This window comes from Streptomyces hamibioticus (assembly GCF_047946815.1).
GTDB lineage: Bacteria > Actinomycetota > Actinomycetes > Streptomycetales > Streptomycetaceae > Streptomyces.
Genome location: NZ_JBKKQY010000001.1, coordinates 893234 through 917888 on the forward strand (window position 1 = coordinate 893234; position 24655 = coordinate 917888).

A 24655-nucleotide genomic window follows, 5' to 3' on the forward strand; every position below is an offset into this window, starting at 1 on the left:
GGACCCGAACCGACCCGATCGGCCTTCACCGTGAGGGTGTTGGCCCTGGTGACCCTGACGTTCGCGCTCGTCGGGGCGCCGGCGGGCGCAGCGGCGGCCGACGCCTGCGCGTACGTGTCGAACGGGCCGGGCGACACCGACGCGGCGGTCTCCGTCGCCGGCAGCGGCACCTGGCCGACCTTTCCGCCGTGCCCGCCGACCACGCCGCCGCCCGAGCCGGCCCCCACTCCGGCTCCGACGCCCCCGCCGCCGAAACCCCCACCCCCGCCGCCGCCACCGCCACCGCCGCCCACCCCGCCACCACCGCCCCGGCCCACCGCCAGGCCCGAACCGCCCCCTCCGTCGCCGCCTCCTCCCCCGGTCCCGCGCCCCACCCCGCCGCGCCCCGCGCCGGCGCCCAGCCCCCCGGCCGCGCCGGCACTGACGCTCCCGCCGTCCGTCCGTCCCACACCCCGGCCGTCCCTGACCCCGGTGCACTACCCGGAGTACCGCCCCGCACCGCCGCCCCGGCGGTCCTCGAACGGCGCCCCGTCGCCCCTCGTCTTCGTCCTGCTCATCACGGTGCCCGCGGTGGTCGCCGTCGCCGCGCTGCGCCCGCGCTGATTCCTGGAGGCTTCCCTTGGCGGAATGGCTTGTTCTCACCCTCGCGATGGTCGCGGCGTGTGCCGTGGTGGTCGTCATCACCCTCGTACGGCACCGGACGGCGTCCGAGGACGAGGACATCACCGAGACTCCGGACGTCATCGAGTACATGACGATGTGGATCGGTGTCGTGTACGCCATCGTCCTGGGTCTGGCCATCGCCGGCGTCTGGGAGGCGCGCAGCGCCGCCCAGGACCACGTCCAGACGGAGGCCGTCGCGCTGCACGAGGTCTCGGAGCGGGTACGGGTCTACCCGCCCGAGATCCGCGACCGGATTCGGGATGATGTCAATGCCTATGTCGGACACGTGGTCACCACCGAGTGGAAGGCCATGGCCGCCCACGACGAGGTGACCGAACGCGGCACCGAACTCCTCCACCGCGTCCGCGTGGGCGTCACCGACTACGAGCCGAGGTCGGACTTCGAGGCCCAGGCCTACCAGCCACTGCTCGACCAGGTGGCCGCGGCCGACCAGGCACGCATCGCCCGGGCGGAGTCGACCGGGGCCACGATGCCGGGCGTGGTGTGGTTCGGGCTGATCATCGGGGCCCTGGTCACCATCGGCATGGTGTTCGCCCTGCAGATCCGGCGCACCGCGCGCGAGTTGGTCCTCGCCGGGCTGTTCTCCGCGCTGATCGCCTTCCTGCTCTTCCTGATCTGGGAGTTCGACAATCCCTACGGCCGTGACCTCGGCGCGTCGGCGGATCCGTTCCTGAACCTCTTCCCGGAGGCCGGGGGCGGCTGACGCCCGCCCTGCGGGAAGAGACGGGGGGCGGCACCCGACACGCCGGTTCCGCCCCCCGACCGCACCAGCGCCGTCCCCTGTGCGGCCCACAGCCTTGCCCCATTCGCGCGACTGCGATCGCGCAGATGTGCGCACCTTCCTAGCGTTTCGGGCATCGAGGTGCATGTCCGACGCGAGCGGAAGAGGTCCGCAGCTGCTCCTCGGGACCCGGAGGATCCACCATGCGCGCGATACCCGTGGCTTCGGTCGCACTGCTCGGCGCCTGCGCCCTGACCGCCTGTGTGCCGGCCAACGCGATCGGCGGCGACGTCACGCCGTTCGGCTTCAGCGTCCAGCCCTCCACCGTCGCCCCGGGCGGCGAGGTGACCCTGCGGGTGGAACGCAGCGACGGCGGCTGCAAGGGCCCCGCGACGGTCTCGTCACCGGTGTTCGACAGGGTCACCATCCCACCGAAAGACACGTCGGCGAAGGCCGTGGTCGACTGGGACGCCGCCCGCGGCAAGGTCTACCAGGTCTCGTTCACCTGTGACGGGGCTACCGGCACCACCAGTCTGACCATCGCCGACGGCCGGCCCAGCCCGTCCCCCACGCCCGAGCCGGTCGACCCCACGCATCCCCGTCACCCCGATCGCCCCGATCACCACCAGCACCCGCAGAAGGGCGTGCACGCCGGTGAGGGCGGCACCCTCGCGGGCTTCGACCTCGGCGAGGTCGGGCTCGGCGCCGCGCTCATCGTCGGCTCGATCGGGGCGGCGTACCACTTCTCCCGCCGCCGCAGCGGCGAGGAAGGCGCCTGAGAGGGAGCGAGGGCTCACCCGCACAGGGCTTCGCCCCGGATCTCGAGCGGGTCCGGGGCGAAGCCCTGTGCGTGCGGCGCGTGCGGTTCCGAAAGGGTGCGAAGCCCCGAAGACGGGGTGCGAAGCCCCGAAGACGGTGCGCGGGCCCGCCCCCCGAAGGCGGGGCCCGGCGGATCGGCGAACGGCGCGGATCAGATGCGACGCTCGGCGCGGCGGCGCATCCAGAACAGTCCGCCACCGGCGACGGCCGCGGCGACGAGCCCGCCGCCGATCGCGATGTCGGTCGGGGTCGCGCCACTGGAACTGCTGCCTCCCAGGCCGCCATGGACGCCGCCGATGACGGTGAACGCGGAGGGCTTGGTCAGCCGCTTGCCGGAGCAGTTGACGGTGATGTCGTGGGAGCCCGCGCGGGCGTTCCGGTCGATCGTGGCGATGCCCTTGGAGGTCTCGTTGGCCCCCTTGACCGGAGTCAGGTGGGTCCTCGGGAACGCGTCCGAGGTCATCGTGCCGCCGTTCGGGCAGCCGTCGACCGTGACGGTCATCTGGCCGCCGCGGGCGATGACGCTGGGCATGGCGACGATGTTGCTCGGCGTCTGGTGGTCGCCGCCTGCGGTGGCCGTGGGTGCGGCCAGTCCGAGGACAGCGACGGCGGCGCCTGCGGCCGCCAGGGCACGAGAGTTACGCATGTGATCCTCCGCGGAAGGCGCCCCCGGGACCCGTACCCGGTCGATCGGCGAGAAAGCGCCTCCGAGAAAGACCCTCAGTTGCCGTGGCAGCGCCCGCATTTCGGGAATGGTCCGTCCTGGTGAGCGGATATCCCGCGGTGAAGCCACGGGAGCGGATATCGCCGCAGGTCACGGACCGTCAGAAGTTTCCTGGGCCCCTGACCTCGGATGGCGCACCGAAAGGGGTGCGGACCACCCGTTCGCATCTGCCCCCGTCGCCGGTGGGGCTTCGGGCACTTAGCGTTTTCCCATGCGCGAATGACATGGCGACGGCCGTGTCGAGAGGGGAAGGCGAATGTCTGCGTCCGAGCTGGCCGAAGAGGAGGAGCGGCGGCGGAAGCGTGCTCCGTGGGGCGTGATAGCGCTGGTGCTGCTGACCGGCCTGGCGCTCATTCGCAACGGTTCGGGGGAGTTCGACGTGGGCCCGCCGCAGCCGGCGTCGGCGGCCGCCTCGGACAGCCGTCGCGGCCCCGAGGACGTCACCGCCGCCGCGGGTCTGCAGCCGCTGCCGTACTCCGTGCCCGACCGGGTCAGGATTCCCGCCATCCAGGTCGACGCGCCCATCATGCCGGTCGGCCTGGACCCGGACGGCTGGGTCGACGCGCCGCCGCCGGAGGACCCGAATCTGGCGGGCTGGTTCACCGCCGCGGTGACCCCCGGGGAGAAGGGCACCGCCGTGGTGGTCGGCCACGTCGACAACCAGCAGGGCCCCGCGGTGTTCTACGGACTCGGGGCGCTGAAACAGGGGAACAAGGTCGAGGTCTTCCGCCAGGACGGAAAGACCGCGGTGTTCGAGATCTACGCCATCGAGGTATTCGAGAAGGACAATTTCCCCGGCGACCGGGTGTACGCCTCCAAGGGCCACCCGGAACTCCGGGTCATCACCTGCGGTGGCGGTTTCTCCAGGCAGGAGGGCTACGCGGGGAACGTCGTCGCGTTCGCCCGCCTGGTCGAGGTCCGCTGAGCGCGTTCCCGTCCGGGCGGGCGGCGGTGTCTCACAGGTACTGCCGGCGCGGGACGGTGATCCGGTAACCGTCGTCGATCAGCTGCGGGAGATAGGAGCGCAGGGCGCGCACGCTCTGCGAGCGGTCGCCCCCGGCGTCGTGGGAGAGCACCACGACACCGGGGGCGGCGCCGTCCTCGACCCGGTCGACGATGGTGCCGGTGCCGGGGGCGGTCCAGTCGAGGGTGTCGACGGTCCAGGCGAGCGGCTCCATGCCGAGTTCGGCGCCGAGCTGGAACGCGGCGCGGTTCCACGCCCCGTACGGTGCGCGGAACCAGCGGGGCGGCTCGCCGTAGGCCGTCTCGATGACCTCGCTGGTGCGCTCCATCTCGGTGCGGATGCGGCGCCGGGTGAGCCGGGTCAGCAGGGGGTGGGACCAGGTGTGGTTGCCGACGACGTGCCCGTCGTCGGCCATCCGGGCCAGCAGGTCCCGGTTGTGGGTGGCCATCTCGCCGCACACGAAGAACATCGCGCGCACCTCGTACTTGGCGAGGGTGTCGAGGATGTCCGGGGTGTAGCGGGGGTCGGGACCGTCGTCGAAGGTCAGCACCATGGTGCGGCCACGCCCGGACACGCGCAGCAGCGGCTCGCGCCGGACCGGGGTGCGGCCGGGGGCGGCGCGCGGCGGGCCGTAGCCGGTCATGGGCTGGAGCCGGTAGGCGGAGGGCTTCAGGGCGCTGAGCGCCTGGGGTCCGGGGGCGGGGGCGACCGACCGGGCGGCGTCGTCCCCCAGGACCGTTCCGAGCACTCCGGCGGTACCGGCCGCCCCGACGGCGGCGGCCCCGGCGAGCAACGCGCGGCGGCGCGTGAGCAACTGATCCTTCTTCATGACTCATCAGTCGCCCGGCGGCGGGCCGACGCACCTGAGCAACACCGGAGCGGCGGCACGATTCCACCCGCACGGCCGAGTGCCGGGCGGTCGGCGGCGGCAGGAGGAGGAGGAGGAGGAGGCCGGGTGCGCGGAGTCCGATAGCCTCGCCGTGTGACGGAACAGCAGCACTCGCACCAGTTCGAACGGGGCACGGACGGTCCGAAGGTCGTCGTGGCCGGGGTGGACGGGTCCGGCTCCTCGCTCCGTGCGGCGGCCTATGCGAGCGGTCTCGCCCGCCGGCAAGGGGCCCTGCTCGCCGTCGTGTACGTACAGCCGGTACTGGCGGCGGGCGCGGCGCTCGGGGTGCCGGTGGCGGACACCACCGACGAGATCGCCGAGGACCTGGTGGCGCAGATCCGGGAGGCGGCCGAACGGGTGCGGGGGATCTTCGAGGTGCGCTGGGAGTTCCACACCCTGCGTGGCGACCCCTACAACGGGCTGGTGAAGGCGGCCGACGAACTGGCGGCGGACGCGGTGGTGGTGGGCGCCTCCGAGCAGGCCGGCCACCGGATCGTGGGGTCCGTCGCGGTACGGCTGGTGAAGGCGGGGCGCTGGCCGGTGACGGTGGTGCCGTAGAGCTCCCGACCGCCGGGTCACCGGGCCGCCCCTCACAGGACGCGGAGGAAGTCCAGCAGGATCCTGTTGAACTCCTCGGGCTTCTCCAGGTTCGCGTAGTGGCCGGCGCCGTCGACGGTCAGGGAGCGGCCGTCGCGGACGGTACCGGCGAGCCGTTCGGCGGCGGCGGTCAGGTCGTCCGGTTCCAGCGAGCCGTTGACGGCGAGCAGCGGTGCGTCGATCTTCGGGGCGCGGGACCAGGTGTCGGTCATCGGCACGTGGTGGTCGGGCTCGCCGGGGCTGTGCTTGGACATCGTGTGCAGGGCCATCTCGCGCAGGCGGCGCAGGATGTCCGGGTCGATGTCGTCCGTCGTGCGGTGCGGGCCGGGGACCACGCGCAGGAACGCGGCGACCCAGCCGTCGAGGTCGCCGGCCGCCAGGGTGCGGGCGTACTCCGCCCGGATCTCCTGGTACCAGGGGTCGGTGTACTGGAAGTCGCTGGTCGCGGCGCCGCAGACGACGACCGCGCGGACCAGGTCCGGGTACTCCAGGACGGTGTCGGTGGCGATCGCGCCGCCCATCGAGACACCGACCAGCACGGCGGGCCCGGCGTCGAGGTGGCGCAGCAGGCCGGCGAGGTCGTCCGCCCAGCGGAACGGCTTGGTGGCGTTGGCCGAGAAGCCGTGGCCGCGCACGTCGGGGGCGATCACGCGGTGGTGGGCGGCCAGGGCCGGGATCTGGGCGTCGTACAGGCGATGGTCGGCGAATCCGGAGTGGAGCAGCACCACGAGGTCACCGGTGCCGGTGTCGCGGTAGGCGAGGTCGCCGTCGGGGGACGTGAAGTAGCGCAGTTCCGCGGAAGCAGTCATGACAACCAAGGTGTCATCTTGACGCCGCTTTGGCAACCCAGGTGTCATGATGGGTGGGTGACCGATACCGACGCACCCCTCCCGCCGGACGAGCTGGGCCGGCGCCTCACCGAGGTCTACGACCTGGTCGGCCCGCTCTACCGGCGCGCACAGCGCAGCGTGGAGCAGGGACTGACCGGCGACGGCCTGTCCGTCGGCGTGCGCGCCGTGCTGACCCTGCTGCACCGCAACGGGCCGATGACCGTGCCGCAGATGGGCCGCGCACAGGCGATCAGCCGCCAGTTCGTGCAGCGCATGGTGAACGAGGCCGCGGCCGGCGGCCTGGTCGAGAGCATCCCGAACCCCGCGCACCGGCGCTCGTCGCTGATCCGGCTCACCGCAGAGGGCCGGGGCGCGATCAGTGCCGTCCTGGAGCGGGAGCACCTGCTGCTGCGGCAGGTCGGCGGCGGGCTCACCGAGGCCGACGTCACGGCCTGCCTGCGGGTGCTCGGGGCCATGCTGACGGGCCTCGACCACGTCGCCGACGACTGATCACCCGTCCGGCCCGGCCTACTCCCCCATCACCAGCCCGTCCTTCGCCGCGCCGCGGCTGAACACCACGTCGCGGATGCGGTCGCGCACGGCCGTGACCTCCGCGCCCCGGCTGAGCGCCCGGTTGAGGTTCACCACCCGGCCGGCGTCGACGTCGAACCACTGCGGGACGAACTCGGCCCTGGTCACCTCCCAGCGCCCGCCCGGCCGGGCCGGCGGGGCGAAGGTGAAGCGGGCGATCGTCGACTCGTTGCCGCGCGGGTCCTGGGCGCCCTCGTGGTTGATCATCGCGCCGGCGATCTGGTCACCCATCCCGTAGACCACCCAGGTGCCGTTGACCTTCTCGTAGGCCTGCGGGACATGGGCGTGGGTGCCGAGGATCAGGTCGATGGCGGGACGGCCGTCCGCGCGGGCGGCGGTCAGCGCCCGGCCCAGGGAAAGCTGCTGCTCGTCGGGGGCCTCCTGCCATTCGGCGCCCCAGTGCAGGGACACGACGACCACATCGGCGCCCGCCTTCCGGGCGGCCGCCGCGTCGGCGAGGATCTTGTCCTCGTCGATCAGGTTGACCGCCCAGGGCTGGTCCGCGGGCAGCGGGAAGCCGTTGGTGCCGTAGGTGTAGGCGAGGTGGGCGACCTGGGCGCGGCCCGCGCGCAGGATCGTGACGGCGCGCGCCTCGTCCTCGGTGCGTGCCGACCCGGCGTGCCGTACGCCGGCCCGGTCCAGGGCGTCCAGGGTGCGGCGGATGCCCGCGGCGCCGTCGTCGAGGGTGTGGTTGGATGCGGTGGAGCAGCCGTCGTAGCCGGTGGCTGCCAGGCCCGCGGCCACCTCGGGCGGGGACTTGAAGGTGGGGTAGCCGGAGTACTTCCCGTTCGCGCCGTAGACGGTCTCCATGTGGCAGAGGGCCAGATCGGCCTCGGAGACGACCGGTTCGACGCCGGCGAGCATGGGGCGGAAGTCGTAACCGGTGCCGCCCGCGTCGAAGCGCGCCCGTTCGATGATCGAGTCGTGCGGCAGGACGTCCCCGGAGGCGACGAGCGTGAAGGCGCCGGTGTCCGGGGCCTTCGGGGCCGGGCGGGCGGGTGGCGGCTCGGGTTCGCGGGCCTGACAGGCCGCGCCCGCGGCGAGGACGACGGTCAGCGCCAGGGCCACCTGTCGACTGCGTGTGATCATGCGTTCACCCCGCTGTGGTCGTACACCGACATAAATAGTCGTATTTACGCATAATCAGGAAAGAAGGTGGTTGGCCTCACGCCCGGCTCCGACACGCCCTTTAGCCCGTCCGATGGGCCCGAACGGAGTGCGCCGACCGTTCGTCGAACCGTTCGTCGACGCGATCGACCGCCCGTCGCACATCCGTGCGCGCGCCCTGTCCCCCGGCGGCGCCCTGCGATGCCATACGGCCATGACGGCCGGAATCACCCTCACCCACGCGACGACCGCCGAGCACGAGCTCGCCGCCCTGCAGCGGGAGCACGGCCGACCGCTGTTCGCGCTGCTGCTGCGGCTGTGCGACGGCGACCGGCAGCGCGCCGAGGACCTGGTGCAGGAGACCCTGGTCCGGGCCTGGCAGCATCCCGAGGCGCTGCGCGCCGACGACTTCGACTCCGTACGGCCCTGGCTGCTCACCGTCGGCCGGCGGCTCGCCATCGACGCGCGGCGGGCCCGGCAGGCCAGGCCCCCGGAGGTCGGCGACGCGGTGCTGGAGAACGCCCGGGTGTGCGCCGATCACGCCGAACGGGCGGCCGCCGCCCTCGATGTGCGCGAGGCTGTGAAGACACTCACTCCGGAGCACCGTGAAGTCCTGGTGCTCGTGTACTTCCAGGGGGCGAGTGTGGCGGAAGCGGCGGAGACCCTCGGCATCCCGCCCGGTACCGTGAAGTCCCGCGCGTACTACGCGCTGCGCGCCCTGCGCCGGGTCCTGCCGGGTTACGCACCCGACCTGCGGTGAAACCGACTCCTGAGTCAAACCTCCGTAAAGCGCCTTGCCGAGGACCCCGGTTGAGTAATCGGCTGTCCTCATCCGTGTTCCGGACGGGGCCCCGTCGCAGGGGCCCGGGGATGGGCGCCGCGCACGCACCGGAGGAAGGCAGGAAGGGATGCTGCACCAAGGTCAGGAGAGCACGGACGGCGGCGGGGGCGAACTGACCGTCCCCATGGCGTGGTTGTACGCCGAGTACATCGCCGACGAACTGCTGCGGACCGGCGACCTGATGCCGCCGACGTCCTTCGAGTTCCGCGCCGGCCGGGACGCGCTGGCGCTGACCGTCTTCCTCGCCGACACCGACGGCGAGCTGGGCGGCGTCGGGGTCGTCTCCCAGCTGGAAACCTGGCTGTCTCTCACCGCCTACGACCAGCCGTGGCACGAGTGGGTGCGCGGACGCCTCGCCGAGGTCGCCGCCGAGACCGCCGCCTCCGGCCGGAACGCGCCGGATCTGGAGCTGGCCCGGGCGGCGTGGCACTGGCTGGAGGAGACCGAGCTGCTCGCCCCGGACCTCAACGCGGTGCCGGGCGGGGCCGGGGCCGGTGAGGACGAGGGCCCGAAGGTGTGGACGCCGGCGTGGCAGCTGGGACTGCCGCTCGGCCATCTGGCCATCCACCTGTTCTAGGACGTCGCCACAGCCCCGCCGGCCGTGCTGGGCGCCTCCGGGCGGAAAATATCCCGGCGGACCGACCAATCCGCCCGCCGGTCCGCTCCGAACTCCCTGGTTGCGATTCTCCGCGTGACTTGAGTGATTCGGCTGTCCGTTGCGTACGGGTGGGAGCAAGGAGCAACCCCACCCGCACTCGACGGCACGAGGATTCGGCATGAGGTCCCTGGAGAGGCATCGCGACGTCGGCGCCTATGCGCTCGGCGTGCTGGACGAGGCGGACGCCTTCCGCTTCGAGGACCACCTCATGGAGTGCCCCCGCTGTATGGCGGCGGTGACCGAATTCGGCCCCACCACACGGCAGATGATGCTCTACCGCCGGGCGACGCCCCGCTTCGTGCACCCCATGACCCGGCCCGGCCCGGCGCTGCTGGACCGGCTGACGGCCCGGGTCGCGGCCCGGCGCCGGGCCGGGCGCCTCCGGCTGTGGTGCGCCGCGGCCGCCGCGGTGGTCCTCGCGGTCGCCGGGCCCGGCGTCGTGGTCCTCGCACACCAGGCGCAGCGGGGCGAGCGACCGGTGAGCATGACCGCCACCGACGAGCGGTCCGGGGTGTGGGCGCAGGTCACCACCGAGGACGAGGTCTGGGGCAGCGATGTGCGGCTGACGGTGCAGGACGGCGCGGGGCCGCGTGACTGCCTGCTCGTCGCCGTCGCCCACGACGGCTCGGAGCAGACGGTCACCAGCTGGAACGCGCCGCGGGGCGACCCCCCGCCGAGCACCATGCGCGGGGGCGCCGCCCTGCACCCCGACCAGATCGCCCGCTACGAGGTCCGCACGGCGGACGGGGAGCGCCTGGTCATCCTCGAACCGCCGCGCTAGCGCGGGCGCCGGCGGCCCCGGGCGCCGGGTCGAGCGTCTCCGCCCGGATGCGGGCGCAGGTCTGGCCGAGCAGGCGGGAGACGTGCATCTGGGAGATCCCCAGCCGCTCGGCGATCCGGCTCTGCGACCACTCCTCGAAGAAGCGCAGGTAGAGGATGGCCCGCTCGCGCGGGGGCAGCCGGCGCACCGCCGCCTTGACGCTCTCGCGGTCGACCACGAGCTGGAAGGCGGGGTCCGGTTCGCCGAGGACGTCCAGCAGGCTGGTCCCGTCGGCCTCCGCGCCGCCGTCACCGCCCACCGCGTCCAGGGACAGCGCCCGGTAGCTCTCCAGGGCCTCCATGCCCCGGGCGACCTCCTCCTCGGAGAGCCCGGTGTACCGGGCCAGGTCGGTGACCGTCGGGCGCGGGCTGCCCGGCGTGAGGGCGAGTTCGACGTAGGCGGCGCGCACCGTGTTGCGCAGTTCCTGGACCCGGCGCGGCACCCGCACGTCCCAGGTGCGGTCGCGGAAGTGCCGCCGCAGCTCGCCCCGGATCGTGGGTATCGCGAAGGGCTCGAACGGCCCCCGGCCGGGATCGAACCGGCGGATCGCCTTCAGCAGCCCCAGGGCGGCGATCTGGCGCAGGTCCTCGGCGGCCTCGCCCCGGTCCCGGAAGCGTCCGGCGAGGCGGTGGGCCATCGGCAGCCACGTCCGCATCAGCTCCTCCTGGAGCCGGTCCTTCGCCGGGCCGTCGTCCAGGGCGGCGAAGCGGACGAAGGCGGCGGTGACGTCCTCCGGAGTGTCGGGTCCGGGCCGCCGGAGGGCGGCTGCGGACGAGTGCGGGCGTGCGGCGACTTCGGTCGGCATGACTGGGGTGTTCCTCGCTGTGAGCCGGGTGGTGTGCTCTCACCGACCTTTTGTGCCCAAGCTCACCCTTGCCCCATTCGGGACTTTGGTCCTTTTTGTTATCTTTATGTCTGCGCCGCTACCCATCTGCCCCGTGCCCGGGCGTCCGGCGTCCGGCGTCCGGCGTCCGGCCGGTCTACTTCAGCAGCCGGGACAGCCTCCGGTCGGCCAGCGGCCTGCCGCCCGTCTGGCAGGTCGGGCAGTACTGGAGCGAGGAGTCGCTGAAGGAGACCTCACGGACGGTGTCGCCGCACACCGGGCAGGGTTCACCGGTGCGGCCGTGCACCCGCAGGCCGCTCTTCTTCTCGGCCTTGAGACGGCCGGCGGCGAGCCCGCGCGAACGCTCGACGGCCTCGGTGAGCGTGGCGCGCAGGGCGGCGTACAGATGTGCCGTCTCCTCGGGCGTGAGGGACGAGGCGAGCTTGAACGGGGACATCCTGGCCGCGTGCAGGATCTCGTCGCTGTACGCGTTGCCCACGCCCGCGATCAGGGTCTGGTCGCGCAGGGCGCCCTTGAGCTGCCGCCGCTCGCCGTCGAGCAGGGCGGCGAAACGCGCCTCGTCGAAGTCCCCGGCCAGCGGGTCCGGGCCGAGCCGGGCCACCCCCGGCACCTCGTGCGGGTCCCGCACGACGTACACCGCGAGCCGCTTCTGCGTGCCCGCCTCCGTGAGGTCGAAGCCGGCGCCGTCCTCCAGGGCGACGCGCAGGGCGAGCGGCCCCCTGCCCGGGCGGGGGACGCCGTCGGGGAGGCGGTCCTTCCACTGCAGCCAGCCCGCGCGGGCCAGGTGGGTCACCAGACGCGGGCCGCCGGCGGTCTCCACGTCCAGGAACTTGCCGTGCCGGTGCACGGCGGCGACCTCGTGTCCCTCCAGGGCGGTGAGCGGAGGGTCGTAGGTCTTCAGGACGCTGACCGCCACCGGCAGCACCCGGACGATCTCATGGCCGGCGAGATGCTCGGTGAGGAACTCCCGCAGCGCCTCCACCTCGGGCAGTTCGGGCATACGTCCAGACTGCCACCGAGGGCGCACGGTGGCAGCGGGAGGGGCTCTCAGGGCTCGCGTTCGGGCACCACGAACTCCGACCAGACGCACTTGCCGCCGCCGCGTGCCTCCACCCCCCACGCGTCGGCGAGCATCTCGACCAGCATCAGGCCCCGGCCGGAGACCCCGGACTCCCCCGCCTCCCGGCGGCGCGGCAGGGCGCTGGAGGAGTCCTCGGCCTCCACGCGCAGCCGGCGGTCGGTGCCGCCCAGCATCCTGAGGGTGACGACCGCGGAGCCCTCGGTGTGCATGAGCGCGTTCGTGACCAGCTCGTCGGCGACCAGTTCGACGGAGTCGGCCTGGTCCTCGGCGCCCCAGGCGCGGACGGCGGCCCGGATCATGTGCCGCGCCTCGGTGAGGGCCTCGGGGTCGCCGGGGGCGACGTGCTGCTGGAGCCGGCCGGCGGTCCGCGGGGCGTCCGGCTCCCGCCGGCGCAGCAGGAGCAGCGCCGCGTCGTCGTCGCCGCGGCGTTCCTCGGCCACGGCGATGAGGCGGTCGGCGAGTTCCCGGACGTCGTCCGGACCGGACGCGATCAGCGCCGTGAGGACCTCCATCCCCTCGTCCAGATCGGCGCCGGGCTGTTCGACCAGCCCGTCGGTGCACAGCAGCAGGGTGCAGCCGGCGTCCAGCTCCAGGGTGGCGACCGGGTAGTCCAGGCTCCCGAACTCGGCGGACAGCCCGAGCGGCAGCCCGCCCTCGACGGAGACGCGGCGGCAGGTGCCGTCGGTGCCGCGCACCAGCGGGTCGATGTGCCCGGCCCGGACCACCTGCACGACGCCGGTGGCCAGGTCGGCCTCGGCGTACAGGCAGGTGGCGAAGCGGTCGGTGTCGAGTTCGTGCAGGAAGACCGAGGCCCGCGCCATCACGGTGGCCGGGGTGTGGCCCTCGGCGGCGTAGGCGCGCAGCACGATGCGCAGCTGGCCCATGACCGCGGCGGCGTGCGTGTCGTGGCCCTGGACGTCGCCGATGACGGCGCCGACCCGGCCTCCGGGCAGCGGGATCAGGTCGTACCAGTCGCCGCCGATGTCCCGGCCCAGCATGCCGCCGATGCTGGCGGCACGGTAGCGGACGGCGACGTCGCAGCCGGGGACGCTGGGGATGGTGCGCGGCAGCATGGCCTGCTGGAGACCGGCGGCCAGGTCCATCTCCTGCTCGTAGAGCATGGCCCGTTGCAGGCTCTGCGCGATGCTGCTGCACAGGGCGACCAGGACGTTGCGGTCCTCGGGGGAGAAACCCCTCCGGTCGCTGTAGAGCAGCCCGATCGCGCCGATCGGCCGGGCCTGGGCGATCAGTGGCAGATAGGCGGCGGAGGTGATGTCCAGGCCGGTCAGGTGCGGCCAGAGGACGGGGTAGCGCTCGGCGAACTCCTCCGGCGACTCGATGTACCGCGGGCTCAGGGTCCGCACCGCCTCGCTCATCGGGTACGGCTCGTCGATCCCGGTCAGGTCGGTGCCGGGGACGAAGCTGCCCTCCGGACCCTCGGCGATCAGCCGGATGCGGCCGGCCTCGACCAGTCCCACGACGATGCTGGCGACGCCCAGGTGGCTGAGTCCGTGGGTGTCCTTCAGCACGTCGACGACGTCGTCCACGGTGCGGGCGTGGGCGAGGGCGGCGGTGGTGAGCTGGACGATGCTGGTCTGCTGCCGGCGGGCCGCGTCCTGGTCCTGCTGCGCGCTGCGTGCCTCAATCTCGGCGAGTTCCTGGGTGGCGTCGCGGACGATGCCGACGATCCGCCGGGGGCGGCCGGTCGCGTCGCGCCGGATGTAGCCCTGGGTGTGGGTCCAGCGCAGCGTGCCGTCGCGGCAGCGGAGCCGGAAGTACGTGCCGTAGTTCTCGCTGCCGTCCTTCATGGCCTGGGCGACCAGCTCGTCCAGGCGGTGCGCCTCGGCGGCGGGAACCCGCAGCGACAGCGACTCGGGGCGCCCGTCGTATTCGTCGGGGCGCAGGTCGAACACCTCGTGGGCCTGGGCGTCCATGTGGAACGCGCCGGTGTCCAGGTCCCAGTCGAAGCTGCCCATGCGGTTGAGCGCGAGGATCGGGTCCGGGTGGGCGGGCCAGTCCTCCGGGGGTGACAAGGCGCTCGCTCCCCGATCAGCCATGGGCCCACCTTGCCAGGATTCGTCCGATTCTTCGACTTGTTCTGCGGCTTGTTCTGCGGCTTGTTCCTCGGCTGCTTCGCCCCTCGAGTACATCGGCCCGCCGGGGTGTTCGTCAGCCCGTGAAGACGTCCACGGGACTGCCGAAGATGCTGTCGGCCGCCGGGTCGTCGGCGTCGGGGATCAGTCCGCCGCCGTCGGGCCGGTCGGGAGTCTCCGGCAGGGACTCGGGTCCGACCTCGTCGGCGGGGTCGGGGGCGGGTGCCTCCGCGGGCGGGGACGCGGCGGCGTCCTGCGGTCCGGCGGGGTCGGCGGGCGGTTCGGCGGGCTCGGCGGCCTCGGCGGGCGGGGGCCCGGTCGGCGGCGCGTCCGGAAGGGCGCTTCCCCCACCGGCGTACACCCCGTTCTCACTCGGCTCCCCGCTCTCACTCGGCTCCCCGCTCTCGCTCGGCGCGCCGCCGTCCGGGCTCGCGGTCGGTGCACCGGTGGCCCACTCGGGCGGCGGGACGCGGCGGTCGCGGCGGGCGTCGGGGCCGATCGGCCGCTCGATCCAGGAGTGGTCGGCGACGTCGACGATCGTCAGCTCCTCGATCGCCCGCGGCGCCGGGGTGACGACGATGACCTCGGCGGACCGGTAACCGGGCCAGGCCCGCCCGCGCACGGCGGCGTCCGGCCGGACCGGTGCCGGTGGCTTCAGCGGGTTGCCGCAGGCACAGCGCACGCGCGGGACGCCCCGGTCGTCGACGAGGACGGCGGTGCCCGCCTGGAGGACGGACTGCCGGCCGGTGGCCCGGCCGTCCCGGAAGCCGTGGTCGGTGACGCGGGTGTCGGCCCGCAGGACGACCGGCGTCAGCCGTCGCAGGTATGCGGGGACCGCGGCCGGGGAGACCTCCACGGCCTCGGCGAAGGCACGGGACCTGGCCCGGTCCGCGGTCAGGTGATGTATCTGCCGGCCCACGTCACAGCTGTCCCGCCGGGCGGTGCCGCCGTACAGGCCGGGTGTTCCGCCGGACAGTGAGCGCAGCTCGCCCGGGACGGCGGGGGCCCGGCCGCCCGAGGGCGGCCGGTGCGGCGTTCGGGTGACCGCGGAGGGGGTAGCCGTCGGGGTGGCCGTGGAGTCCGTGAAGGGGTCCGGCCCCCGGGCCGCGACCGGCTGGAGGCGCAGGGTCGCGGCGGCGGCCCCGGCGTCCTCGTCGGCGCCGGCCACACCGCAGCCCGTGGCGGCGGCGAGGACGGCAACGGTGAGGGCACAGGCCGGCGCGCAGGTCGCGAGGAAGGACCCGGTCGAGGTCCGCACCGCCTTCTCCCGTCTCATCTCGTTACTCCCGCCTCAACGATCACAGTCATGACATTCCGGACAACCAGCCACTATTGTCTGCGTCACTCGCTTGGGTCACGCAAGCGGAACGGCCGCACACGGAGAGTGACACGAACGGAAGGGAGGGCGGCAGCGTGGAGTGGTTCACCGCGCCCGACTACTGGCTGAGCCGGCTGGTCTTCCAGAAGGCCTTGGCGGCGGTGTACCTGGTGGCGTTCCTGACGGCGGCCCTGCAGTTCCGCGCGCTGATCGGTGAACGCGGCCTGCTGCCCGTGCCCCGCTTCGTGGAGCGGGTGCCGTTCAAGCGGGCGCCGAGCCTGTTCCACTGGCGCTACTCCGACCGTCTGTTCGCCGGGTGCGCGTGGGCGGGCTGCGCGGTCTCGGTCGCCCTGCTGGCCGGTCTGGACGCGGTGCTGCCGCTGTGGGGCGCGATGCTGCTGTGGCTGGTGCCGTGGGCGCTGTACCTGTCGATCGTGAACGTCGGGCAGACCTGGTACTCCTTCGGCTGGGAGTCGCTGCTGCTGGAGACCGGGTTCGTCGCCGTCCTGCTCGGCAACGACGAGGTGGCGCCGCCGATCGTGGTGCTGTTCCTGCTGCGCTGGCTGCTGTTCCGCGTCGAGTTCGGGGCGGGGCTGATCAAGATGCGGGGGGACGAGTGCTGGCGCAAGCTCACCTGCCTGGACCACCACCACGAGACCCAGCCGATGCCGGGCCCGCTGAGCTGGTTCTTCCACCACCTCCCCCGGCCGCTGCACCGCGTCGAGGTGGCCGCGAACCACGTCACCCAGCTCGTGGTGCCCTTCCTGCTGTTCACCCCGCAGCCGATCGCCACGGCCGCCGCCGCCCTGATGATCGTCACCCAGCTGTGGCTGGTGCTGTCGGGCAACTTCTCCTGGCTGAACTGGATCACCATCGTGCTGGCCCTGTCGGCCGTCGAGTTCCCCGCCGATCCGCCGTCGGTGCCCGCCGCGCCGCTGTGGTACGAGATCGTCGTGCTCGCCGTGGCCGCCCTGCTGGTGGCCCTCAGCTACCGCCCGGTCGCCAACATGCTCTCCCGCCGCCAGGTGATGAACCGCTCCTTCGACCCGCTGCACCTGGTCAACACCTACGGCGCGTTCGGCAGCGTGAGCCGGGTGCGGTACGAGGTGGTGATCGAGGGCACCGACGAGGAGGTGCCCCGCGAGGACTCGGACTGGCGGGAGTACGAGTTCAGGGGCAAGCCCGGCGATCCGCGCCGCTGGCCGCGCCAGTTCGCGCCGTACCACCTCCGGCTGGACTGGCTGATGTGGTTCGCGGCGCTGTCCCCCGCCTACGCCGGGGCGTGGTTCGGCACACTGGTGGAACGGCTGCTGGAGAACGACCGGGCCACGCTGAAGCTGCTGCGCCGTTCGCCGTTCCCGCCGGACGCGCCGCCCCGCTTCATCCGCGCCCGCCTGTTCCGCTACCGGTACACCACCTGGCGCGAGCTGCGGGAGACGGGCGCCTGCTGGCAGCGGACGTACGTGCGGGAGTACCTGCCGCCGACCCGGCTGGCGAGGGCCCGGCCCACGGAGTGAGCCGGGCCCCCGACCGCGCCTAGGCCCGCTTCAGCCGCAGCGTCATCAGCTGGAAGGGCCGCAGCCGTACGGCGATCCGGTCGCCGTCGGCCCGCGGCGCCCCCTCCTCGCCGGGCAGCGGGCGCTCCAGCAGGTCCGTCGCCGTCACGCGCGCGACCGGGAACGAGGCCGTGAGGGTGGCCCGGGCCCGGCCGCCGTGCGCCTCGTGGAAGCGGACCACCACGTCGCCGCTGCCGTCGTCGGCCAGCTTCACGGCGGTGATCACCACCGCGTCCCGGTCGACCGTCACCAGCGGCGCGACCTCCCCGGCGCCGGTGAGGCGCCGTTCGGGCACGTTGATCCGCCAGCCCTCGCGCACCGCGTCACCGATCCCGGCCCCCGGCACCAGCGCGTGCCGGAAGCGGTGCACGCCCTGGTCGGTCTCCGGGTCGGGGAAGCGGGGGGCGCGCAGCAGGGAGACGCGGACCGTCGTGGTCGTACCGCCGCCGGCGCGGACGGTGCGCGTGACGTCGTGCCCGTAGGTGCTGTCGTTGACGATCGCCACGCCCCAGCCGGGCTCCTCCAGGTGGACGAAGCGGTGGTTGCAGGCCTCGAACTTGGCGGCCTCCCAGCTGGTGTTGGTGTGGGTGGGCCGGTGGAAGTGCCCGAACTGGGTCTCGGAGGCGTAGCGTTCGGCGTGCACGTCGAGGGGGAAGGCGAGCTTGAGGAACTTCTCCGTCTCGTGCCAGTCCACCTCGGTGTCCACCTCCAGGCGCCGCTCCCCCGGCGCCAGTGTCAGCACCTGGGTGACCTTCGAGGACCCGAAGGACCGCACGACCCGCACCGATGCCCCGGTCTCCCCGGTCTCCCCGGCCGTCACCGACTCGGCGTCGGTCAGGTCGGTGACGGTGTTGCGGTAGAAGGCGTCGACGTCCCAGGCGTCCCACATGTTCGGGAAGTCGGGGTGCAGCTGGAGGAGGTTGGCGGCCCGGCCGGGGGCGATCGTCTCCCGGTCGGCCTCGATGTCGTGGGCGGAGACGACCAGGCCGCGTTCGTCGATCTCGACCCGCAGCAGGCCGTTGTCCAGGATGTGGCCGCCGTCGGGGCGGGGCCGCAGCTCGGTCCGGCCGTCGGCGGCCGCGGGGCGCGCGCCGCCGGCCGGTACGCCGGCCCGGGCGTGCGGGGCGGCGTTGAAGACGAGCGGGGTGTCCCCCTCGCCGGCCAGGGCGCGCTGGGCGGTCTCGACGATCGCGGTCAGCTCGGCGGCGACCCGCTCGTAGGCGGCGCGGGCCTCGCGGTGCACCCAGGCGATGGAGGAGCCGGGCAGGATGTCGTGGAACTGGTGCAGCAGCACCGTCTTCCAGATGCGGTCCAGGTCCTCGTACGGGTAGGGGAAGCCGGTGCGCACGGCGGCCGTCGCGGCCCACAGTTCGGCCTCGCGCAGCAGGTGCTCGCTGCGCCGGTTGCCCTGCTTGGTCTTCGCCTGGCTGGTGAGGGTGGCGCGGTGCAGTTCGAGGTACAGCTCGCCCACCCACACCGGCGGTTCGGGGTTCTCGGCCTCGGCCTTCTCGAAGAAGGCCTGCGGGGTCTCCCAGGTGACCGTCGCCGAGCCCTCGAGGTCGCGCAGCCGGGCCGCCTTGGCGATCATCTCGCGGGTGGTGCCGCCGCCTCCGTCACCCCAGCCGGTGGGGGCGAGGGAGTGCCGGGCGACGCCCTTGTCCTTGAAGTTGCGGGCGGCGTGGGCGATCTCGCTGCCCTTCATGGAGCAGTTGTAGGTGTCGACGGGCGGGAAGTGGGTGAAGATCCGGGTGCCGTCGATGCCCTCCCAGCGGAAGGTGTGGTGCGGGAACCTGTTCGTCTGCGACCAGGAGATCTTCTGGGTCAGCAGGTACTTGGCCCCGGCCGCCTTGATGATCTGCGGCAGGCCCGCGGCGAAGCCGAAGGTGTCCGGCAGCCACGCCTCGTCGTTCTCGATGCCGAACTCGTCGAGGAAGAACCGCTTGCCGTGCACGAACTGCCGGGCCATCGCCTCCGATCCGGGCATGTTGGTGTCCGATTCCACCCACATGCCGCCGGCCGGCACGAACCGCCCGTCGGCCACCGCCTTCTTCACCCGCGCCCAGACCTCGGGCCGGTGGTCGCGCACCCAGGCCCACTGCTGGGCCTGCGACATGGCGAAGACGAACTCGGGCTCGTCCTCCAGCAGTGCCGTCATGTTGGAGGTGGTGCGGGCCACCTTGCGAACGGTCTCGCGCAGCGGCCACAGCCAGGCCGAGTCGATGTGGGCGTGACCGACGGCGCTGATGCGGTGGGCGGAGGGGACGGCGGGGGCGGAGAGCACGCCGGTCAGCTCCGCGCGGGCGCGCTCGGCGGTGCCGCCGACGTCCTGGAGGTCGATCGCGTCCAGTGCCCGGTCCACCGCCCGGAGGACCTCCCAGCGGCGCGGCGACTCCACCGGCAGCCCGGCCATCAGCTCGCCGAGCACCTCCAGGTCGATCACGAGCTGCCACACCGTCTCGTCGAGGACGGCGAGGTCCATCCTGGTGAGGGTGTACTGCGGCTCGCCGCCCGCGGTGTCCTTGTCGCCGAGCGGGGTCGGCACGAAGGGGTGGTAGTCGAGGATGACGGGGTTGGAGGCGGCCTCGATGTGCAGGCGGACCTCCTCGCCGCCCTCGACGGGGGCGCCGATGCGGACCCACTGGTTGCGCGGGTTGAGCCCCTTCACGGGGGTGCCGTCGGGCCGGTGGACCAGGCCCTCGCACTGGAAGCCGGGCATGTTCTCGTCGAAGCCGAGGTCGAGGATCGCCTCGACGGTCCTCCCGGCCCACTCGGCCGGCACGGTGCCGGTGACGCGGAACCAGCTGGTCCCCCAGGGAGCACCCCAGCGGGCGCCCACCGCGATGGGCTCGGGTTCGGCCGCCAGTCCCTCGGCGACCGGCACGGGTTCGCCGGGCGCGTGCCAGACCGCGACGTCCAGCGGCACGGACTCGGGGTACACGGCGGGGCGGACGCGCTCGTCGAGGACACGCTTGAGGCGGGCTTCGACCAGGTTGCGGTCGTCATGCATGCGGGATGCTCCGTGGTCGGGTGCGGGTGGTCACCAGGTGTGGGTCACGACGGCGGGGGCCGATGTGGTGTACAGCTCCCCCACGGCACGCAGTTCGAACCGCGCCCCGCGTTCACCGGCCTCGGGCCGCAGCCCGTCGGCGAAGAAGGCGCGCTGGCAGGTACCGCCGAGGAAGCGCCGGGTGCCGTCGGCCAGGACGCGGTGGAGGGCGTAGTGGCGTACGTCGTCGCGCCGGCCGCGGCCCCAGGCGAACCGCAGGTCGCCGCCGCTCGCGCCGGTGATCCGCAGGCCGGCCGGGGCGGCGGGCACCGGCCGGGCCGCGCCGCGCACGGCGAGGCCGCCGAGCCGCCAGCGCACGGGGCCCCCGGCGGCGGTGAGCCGGACGCCGAGGGCGTGCACGGTGCCGGTCAGCCCCGTCAGCGGCACCGTCACCGTCCGCCAGGAGCCGCCGGCGGGCACCGGCAGGTACGTGTACGACGGCGGTGCCCCGGCGCCGTCCGGCTGCCGCGTGGCGACCGCCAGCTCGACGGTCAGGTCTCCCGCGTCGGCGCGGTGCGTCACCTCGACGACCGTGTCCGCGCCGAGAGGCAGGCGGGTGGCGTACAGGTCCACCTCGGCCGGTGCGTCGAGGGCGCCGTCGACCAGCAGGCTGCTGCCGCCGCGCCAGGCGTCCGCGAAGTCGAAGCCGACCGCGGGCCGCTCCCCCGCCGTGCGCACCACCCAGCGGCGGGACGGCAGCCGGTCCTGGAGCCCGAGGTGGTTCCAGGGCGCGTCCGAGGTCACCGCCCCGTCCTCCCACCAGCGCAGCCCGTGCCCGGTGTTGAACACGGTCGCGAAGGGCACGGACGTCACCGTCGACCGGTCGGCGACCGACACGGCCGGTGCCCGCCAGCCGTCGGTGTCGTCCGGGCGGGACGGGTCCAGGGAGCGTCCGGTCCAGAACCGGTCGTCGGCGGCGTGGAAGTCGCCGGGCGCACGCCGGTCGGCGGGGAGGTGGTTACGGGTCCACTCGGGCCGGTACAGGCCGATCGAGGTGACGTGCGGCCGGTCCTCCGGCACGATCGCGTCCCAGTTCTCGGACGTGTTCCAGCCGTTCGCCTCCACGTCCACGCCCGCCCACAGCTCGTACCGGCTGCGGCCGAGGCGCTCGGCGGTGCGGCCGGAGGAGACGAGGCGGTCCGGCGTCCAGCGGAAGTCCACGAACATGTCGTCGGCGGCCTCGAAGAACGGCTGGTTGTGGTCGGTGAGCCCGCCCTGCCAGCGCACCGCCCCGTCCACGGTCATCGAGTCGTACCAGGTCACCCGCTGCCCCTTGGCGCGGGCGAGGGCCTTCAGCTCCCGCACGAAGCCCAGCATGTCCGCGCCGAGCGCGGCGTCGCCGCCGCCGGTCTCGGCGTTCACGAACCAGCCGTCGAAGCCGTGGGCCTCCGCGACCGCGACCAGCCGCTCCGCCAGCGGGTGGCGCCCGGCGGGATCGCGCTGTACGAGGTCCCGGGTCCAGCGCAGCTGCCCGCCGTAGGCGACGGGCGGCAGGAAGACGTTGCCGAGGACGGGCACACCGTGCCGGTGGGCGGCGTCGACGACGGGCGCGTTCGGCGCGAGGATCAGTCCCTCGCCGGACGATCCGCCCAGAAGACGAGTTCGTCGATGTACGCCCAGTGGGTCAGGGCGTAGAAGTCGGCCGTCGCCGAGCCCTGCGACGGGTTGCCGGACGTCGGCCCGAAGGAGACCAGGGCCTGGACGCGGGCCTGCCCGGAGCGGGCCGTGGGGGTGGCCGGGACCGGGGTGAAGCGGTCGGCGAGCGGCACGGTGGCCGCGTTGAAGGCGAGGTCCGGGTCGGTGTCGGCCCGCCATTCCGTCAGGCTGCGCCAGGTGATGCCGGGACCGGGGCGGCCCGCGGGCAGGGAGTCCGGGTACCAGTAGGCGGCGTACGGCCGGGGTGCGGTGGCCCTGGGGCGGGCGTGTGCCGGGGCGGCCTGGCCGGTCAGGGCCAGGGCGGCGCCGGCGGCGAGCAGGACGGTGCGTCGGGTCGGTCCGTCGGGGTTCACGAGCGGGTCCCTCCTTGGTGGGTGGGGAGTACCTGTTCGGGAGTGACGACCTCGGTGATGCCGCGCGCGGCGAGGTGACCGCCGTCCTGCGCGCGGGTGTCGAGGACGGTGGTCGGGCGGGCGCCGTCGGCGACCAGCCGGAAGAAGGCCTCGAAGACGGGGCCGCCGGGCGCGCAGCGGGAGCGCCGCCCCGGGTCGGCGGGACGACGAGGGCGGTGCTGCGAGCCGCACCGGGTGGACGGTGTCCTGGTGGTCGACCCGCGCTCCGCGGACCCGCGGCCGGACCTGCTGGACGAACTGGGCCTGCCCGCCGTGGTGATCGGCGGCGCCCCGGCCGAACGGCACCCCGGGCTGTCGACGGTGTGGGCGGACGACGCGGGCGCGATGGCCGCCCTGGTGGACGGGCTCTACGCGCGCGGCCACCGGCGGATCGCGCACATCGCCGGGCTGCCGGGCCTCGCGCACACCGAGCGCCGCATCCGGGCGCTGCGCGCCGAAGCGGGGCGGCGTGGCCTGACCGAGGTGCGGTCGGTGACGACCGACTACTCGGACGCCGAGGGCGCCGCCGTCACCCGGCGCGTCCTGCGGGGCGCCGCTCCCCCGACCGCCCTGATCTACGACAACGACGTGATGGCCGTGGCCGGGGTCGCCGCCGCGGCCGGCCTGGGGTTCTCGGTACCGGCCGACGTGTCGGTGGTGGCCTGGGAGGACTCGGCGCTGTGCCGCATGGTCAAGCCCTGGCTGTCCGCGCTGTCCCGGGACAGCGTGGAGTTCGGCCGCACGGCCGCGACGGAACTGACGGCGCTGCTGGACGGCGGCCCCGCCCGCACGGTCCGGGTGCCGGTGCCGCGGCTGATCGAACGGGACAGCACGGGTCCCGCTCGGGGGACGTGAGCACCGCCCGCGACACCGGGCCCGGCCCGGCCGGGGACGCCTCGGCCGGCACGGCGTGGGCCCGGCGGCCGATCACGGCGATGCCCCGGACCCGGGTCGCGGTCTCGACGCGGGCCCCCTCCCCCAGGCACAGTGCTGTCTGCGTACTCACCAGTAGCCGCCGTACCGCACCCCGAGGAGCCTTCCGTGACCCACTGGGCCGGCCGGACCGCCGTCGAGATCGCCGCCGCCGTACGCGAGAAGCGGGTCACACCCCGGGAGGTGGTGGCCGAGCACCTCGCCCGGATCGAGCGGCTTGACGCACGCGTCGGCGCCTTCCGCACGGTGCGGGCCGGCGCGGCGCTCGCCGAGGCCGACGAGGTGGGCGCCCGGGGCGACCTGGCCGAACTGCCGCTGGCCGGCGTGCCGGTGGCGGTGAAGGACAACCTGGCGGTGCGCGGCGAGTCCAGCCGGGTGGGCTCGGCCGCGACGCCCGGCACCCCGGCCGGCGCCGATCACGTCACCGTGGCCCGGCTGCGGGCGGCCGGGGCGGTCGTGGTGGGGCTGACCAACGTGCCGGAGCTGTGCGTGTTCGGCACCACGGAGGGGGTGCACGGCACCGCCCGCAACCCGTGGGACCCGGCGCGCACCGCGGGCGGTTCCTCGGGCGGCAGCGCCGCCGCGGTCGCCGCCGGCCTGGTGCCGGTCGCGCTGGGCAACGACGGCATGGGCTCGCTGCGGATACCGGCGGCCAACTGCGGTCTGGTCACCCTCAAGCCGGGCCACGGCGTGGTCCCGGCCGGCATCGGCGCGGGCGACTGGTTCGGCATGGCGGAGAACGGGCCGCTGGCGACGACGGTCGAGGACGCCCGGCTGCTGCTCACGGTCCTCGCCGGCGACGCCGCCCCCCGGCGCCGGGAGCCGGGCATGCGCCGGGTCGCGGTCTCCCTGCGCAGCCCGGTCGCCGGGGTCACGGTGAGCAAGCCGTACGCGGCCGCCGTCCGCGAGGCGGCCGGGGTGCTGATGAAGTCCGGCCACCAAGTACGGCGGGCCGACCCGCCCTACCCGGCGACGCTCGGCCTCACCGCGCTCGTCCAGTGGACGGCGGGCGCCTCCGAGGACGCCCGGGGCCTGGACCCGCGGCTGCTGACCCGGCGCACCCGGGTGCACACGGCCGTGGGCCGGCGGTTCGTCCGCGCGGCGGCGGCCGGCCGGGGCCGGGAGCGGCTGCGCGGCCGCCTGGAGCCGTTCTTCGCCGAGTACGACGTGCTGCTCACCCCGGCACTGGCCCGCCGCGGCCCTCGCGCGGCGCCCTGGCACGAGCGCGGCTGGCTGCGCAACATCGCGGCGAACACGGCGTACTCGCCGTTCACCCCGCCCTGGAACCTGACCGGCTGGCCGGCGATGTCGGTGCCGCTCGGCGCCCTGCCCTCGGGTGCGCCCTGCGCCGTACAACTGGTGGGGCGGCCGGGGTCGGAGGGGGATCTGCTGGCGCTGGCGGAGCAGATCGAGCGGCTGCGTCCGTGGCGGCGGACGGCGCCGCTGGACTGAGGCCGCCCGGCCGGCAGGGGGCGTCCGGCCGGGTGGCCG

The 24655-nt window shown here is 74.0% G+C and carries 20 protein-coding genes and 3 pseudogenes; 12 read left to right on the forward strand and 11 right to left on the reverse strand.

All coding sequences use genetic code 11. From position 1 onward, the window contains the following. The first annotated feature begins 471 nt into the window (after positions 1 to 471). From ACLGIH_RS04090 to ACLGIH_RS04100, 3 genes are all read left to right on the forward strand, one after another. Positions 472 to 603: a hypothetical protein gene (locus ACLGIH_RS04090; protein WP_416523835.1), complete on the forward strand. Its 132-nt coding sequence runs from the start codon at positions 472 to 474 to the stop codon at positions 601 to 603. 16 nt (positions 604 to 619) lie between these two features. Then, complete coding sequence (locus ACLGIH_RS04095) at positions 620 to 1387, forward strand: bestrophin-like domain (RefSeq protein ID WP_416523836.1); 768 nt, start codon at positions 620 to 622, stop codon at positions 1385 to 1387. A gap of 221 nt (positions 1388 to 1608) precedes the next feature. Continuing rightward, positions 1609 to 2184, forward strand: a complete 576-nt coding sequence (locus tag ACLGIH_RS04100; protein ID WP_416523837.1) for a hypothetical protein — start codon at positions 1609 to 1611, stop codon at positions 2182 to 2184. A 191-nt stretch (positions 2185 to 2375) separates the two neighbouring features. Here the strand turns inward: ACLGIH_RS04100 and ACLGIH_RS04105 are convergent, their stop codons facing one another. Continuing rightward, the gene (locus ACLGIH_RS04105) at positions 2376 to 2870 is read right to left on the reverse strand and encodes a hypothetical protein (RefSeq protein ID WP_416523838.1); all 495 of its coding nucleotides are present in this window, start codon (positions 2868 to 2870) and stop codon (positions 2376 to 2378) included. Positions 2871 to 3204: 334 nt separating this feature from the next. Between ACLGIH_RS04105 and ACLGIH_RS04110 the strand changes: the two genes are divergently transcribed. Further along, positions 3205 to 3873 carry a class F sortase gene (locus ACLGIH_RS04110; RefSeq protein ID WP_416523839.1) on the forward strand — a complete coding sequence of 223 codons (669 nt, stop codon included), beginning with the start codon at positions 3205 to 3207 and terminating at the stop codon, positions 3871 to 3873. A 31-nt stretch (positions 3874 to 3904) separates the two neighbouring features. Here the strand turns inward: ACLGIH_RS04110 and ACLGIH_RS04115 are convergent, their stop codons facing one another. After that, positions 3905 to 4741, reverse strand: a complete 837-nt coding sequence (locus ACLGIH_RS04115) for a polysaccharide deacetylase family protein (protein ID WP_416523840.1) — start codon at positions 4739 to 4741, stop codon at positions 3905 to 3907. A 153-nt stretch (positions 4742 to 4894) separates the two neighbouring features. Between ACLGIH_RS04115 and ACLGIH_RS04120 the strand changes: the two genes are divergently transcribed. Beyond that, positions 4895 to 5359: a universal stress protein gene (locus ACLGIH_RS04120; RefSeq protein ID WP_416523841.1), complete on the forward strand. Its 465-nt coding sequence runs from the start codon at positions 4895 to 4897 to the stop codon at positions 5357 to 5359. A gap of 32 nt (positions 5360 to 5391) precedes the next feature. On the opposite strand, the gene ACLGIH_RS04125 is transcribed toward ACLGIH_RS04120, so the two are convergent. Continuing rightward, positions 5392 to 6207, reverse strand: coding sequence for an alpha/beta fold hydrolase (locus tag ACLGIH_RS04125; protein ID WP_416523842.1), 816 nt, complete (start codon positions 6205 to 6207; stop codon positions 5392 to 5394). A gap of 57 nt (positions 6208 to 6264) precedes the next feature. Between ACLGIH_RS04125 and ACLGIH_RS04130 the strand changes: the two genes are divergently transcribed. Further along, positions 6265 to 6738 carry a MarR family winged helix-turn-helix transcriptional regulator gene (locus ACLGIH_RS04130; RefSeq protein ID WP_416523843.1) on the forward strand — a complete coding sequence of 158 codons (474 nt, stop codon included), beginning with the start codon at positions 6265 to 6267 and terminating at the stop codon, positions 6736 to 6738. Positions 6739 to 6756: 18 nt separating this feature from the next. Here ACLGIH_RS04130 and ACLGIH_RS04135 read toward each other — a convergent pair whose 3' ends face one another. Next, a complete protein-coding gene (locus ACLGIH_RS04135) occupies positions 6757 to 7908 on the reverse strand; it encodes a CapA family protein (RefSeq protein WP_416523844.1) in 1152 nt (383 codons plus the stop codon). A gap of 232 nt (positions 7909 to 8140) precedes the next feature. Between ACLGIH_RS04135 and ACLGIH_RS04140 the strand changes: the two genes are divergently transcribed. The 3 genes from ACLGIH_RS04140 to ACLGIH_RS04150 all read left to right on the forward strand — a co-directional run bounded on the left by ACLGIH_RS04140 (position 8141) and on the right by ACLGIH_RS04150 (position 10206). Beyond that, positions 8141 to 8686, forward strand: coding sequence for a sigma-70 family RNA polymerase sigma factor (locus ACLGIH_RS04140; RefSeq protein WP_416523845.1), 546 nt, complete (start codon positions 8141 to 8143; stop codon positions 8684 to 8686). 148 nt (positions 8687 to 8834) lie between these two features. Then, positions 8835 to 9344 carry a hypothetical protein gene (locus ACLGIH_RS04145; protein ID WP_416523846.1) on the forward strand — a complete coding sequence of 170 codons (510 nt, stop codon included), beginning with the start codon at positions 8835 to 8837 and terminating at the stop codon, positions 9342 to 9344. Between the two features lie 199 nt (positions 9345 to 9543). Further along, on the forward strand, positions 9544 to 10206 hold the full coding sequence (locus ACLGIH_RS04150; RefSeq protein ID WP_416523847.1) for a zf-HC2 domain-containing protein: 663 nt from the start codon (positions 9544 to 9546) through the stop codon (positions 10204 to 10206). Here ACLGIH_RS04150 and ACLGIH_RS04155 read toward each other — a convergent pair. The 4 genes from ACLGIH_RS04155 to ACLGIH_RS04170 all read right to left on the reverse strand — a co-directional run bounded on the left by ACLGIH_RS04155 (position 10184) and on the right by ACLGIH_RS04170 (position 15539). Further along, complete coding sequence (locus tag ACLGIH_RS04155) at positions 10184 to 11050, reverse strand: SigB/SigF/SigG family RNA polymerase sigma factor (protein WP_416523848.1); 867 nt, start codon at positions 11048 to 11050, stop codon at positions 10184 to 10186. The genes ACLGIH_RS04150 and ACLGIH_RS04155 overlap by 23 nt on opposite strands. A 175-nt stretch (positions 11051 to 11225) precedes the next feature. After that, positions 11226 to 12089 (reverse strand): Fpg/Nei family DNA glycosylase, encoded by an 864-nt coding sequence (locus ACLGIH_RS04160; protein WP_416523849.1) that lies wholly within the window; start codon positions 12087 to 12089, stop codon positions 11226 to 11228. Positions 12090 to 12136: 47 nt separating this feature from the next. Continuing rightward, positions 12137 to 14227 (reverse strand): SpoIIE family protein phosphatase, encoded by a 2091-nt coding sequence (locus ACLGIH_RS04165; protein ID WP_416523850.1) that lies wholly within the window; start codon positions 14225 to 14227, stop codon positions 12137 to 12139. Between the two features lie 112 nt (positions 14228 to 14339). Beyond that, on the reverse strand, positions 14340 to 15539 hold the full coding sequence (locus tag ACLGIH_RS04170) for a DUF6777 domain-containing protein (protein WP_416523851.1): 1200 nt from the start codon (positions 15537 to 15539) through the stop codon (positions 14340 to 14342). Positions 15540 to 15676: 137 nt separating this feature from the next. On the opposite strand from ACLGIH_RS04170, the gene ACLGIH_RS04175 reads away from it, so the two are divergent. Next, positions 15677 to 17098, forward strand: a complete 1422-nt coding sequence (locus ACLGIH_RS04175; protein ID WP_416523852.1) for a lipase maturation factor family protein — start codon at positions 15677 to 15679, stop codon at positions 17096 to 17098. Positions 17099 to 17117: 19 nt separating this feature from the next. Here the strand turns inward: ACLGIH_RS04175 and ACLGIH_RS04180 are convergent, their stop codons facing one another. From ACLGIH_RS04180 to ACLGIH_RS04190, 3 genes and pseudogenes are all read right to left on the reverse strand, one after another. Next, positions 17118 to 20144, reverse strand: a complete 3027-nt coding sequence (locus tag ACLGIH_RS04180; protein ID WP_416523853.1) for an alpha-mannosidase — start codon at positions 20142 to 20144, stop codon at positions 17118 to 17120. A 30-nt stretch (positions 20145 to 20174) separates the two neighbouring features. Then, positions 20175 to 22192, reverse strand: a pseudogene (locus ACLGIH_RS04185) (endo-beta-N-acetylglucosaminidase). Beyond that, a pseudogene (locus tag ACLGIH_RS04190) lies at positions 22189 to 22421 on the reverse strand (glycosyl hydrolase); the annotation flags it as partial. The pseudogenes ACLGIH_RS04190 and ACLGIH_RS04185, both read right to left, overlap by 4 nt. Between ACLGIH_RS04190 and ACLGIH_RS04195 the strand changes: the two are divergent. Together ACLGIH_RS04195 and ACLGIH_RS04200 are read left to right on the forward strand one after the other, a co-directional pair. Beyond that, positions 22421 to 23086: pseudogene (locus ACLGIH_RS04195) on the forward strand (LacI family DNA-binding transcriptional regulator); the annotation flags it as partial. The pseudogenes ACLGIH_RS04190 and ACLGIH_RS04195 overlap by 1 nt on opposite strands. Positions 23087 to 23272: 186 nt before the next feature. Then, a complete protein-coding gene (locus ACLGIH_RS04200) occupies positions 23273 to 24616 on the forward strand; it encodes an amidase (RefSeq protein WP_416523854.1) in 1344 nt (447 codons plus the stop codon). Positions 24617 to 24655: the final 39 nt, after the last annotated feature.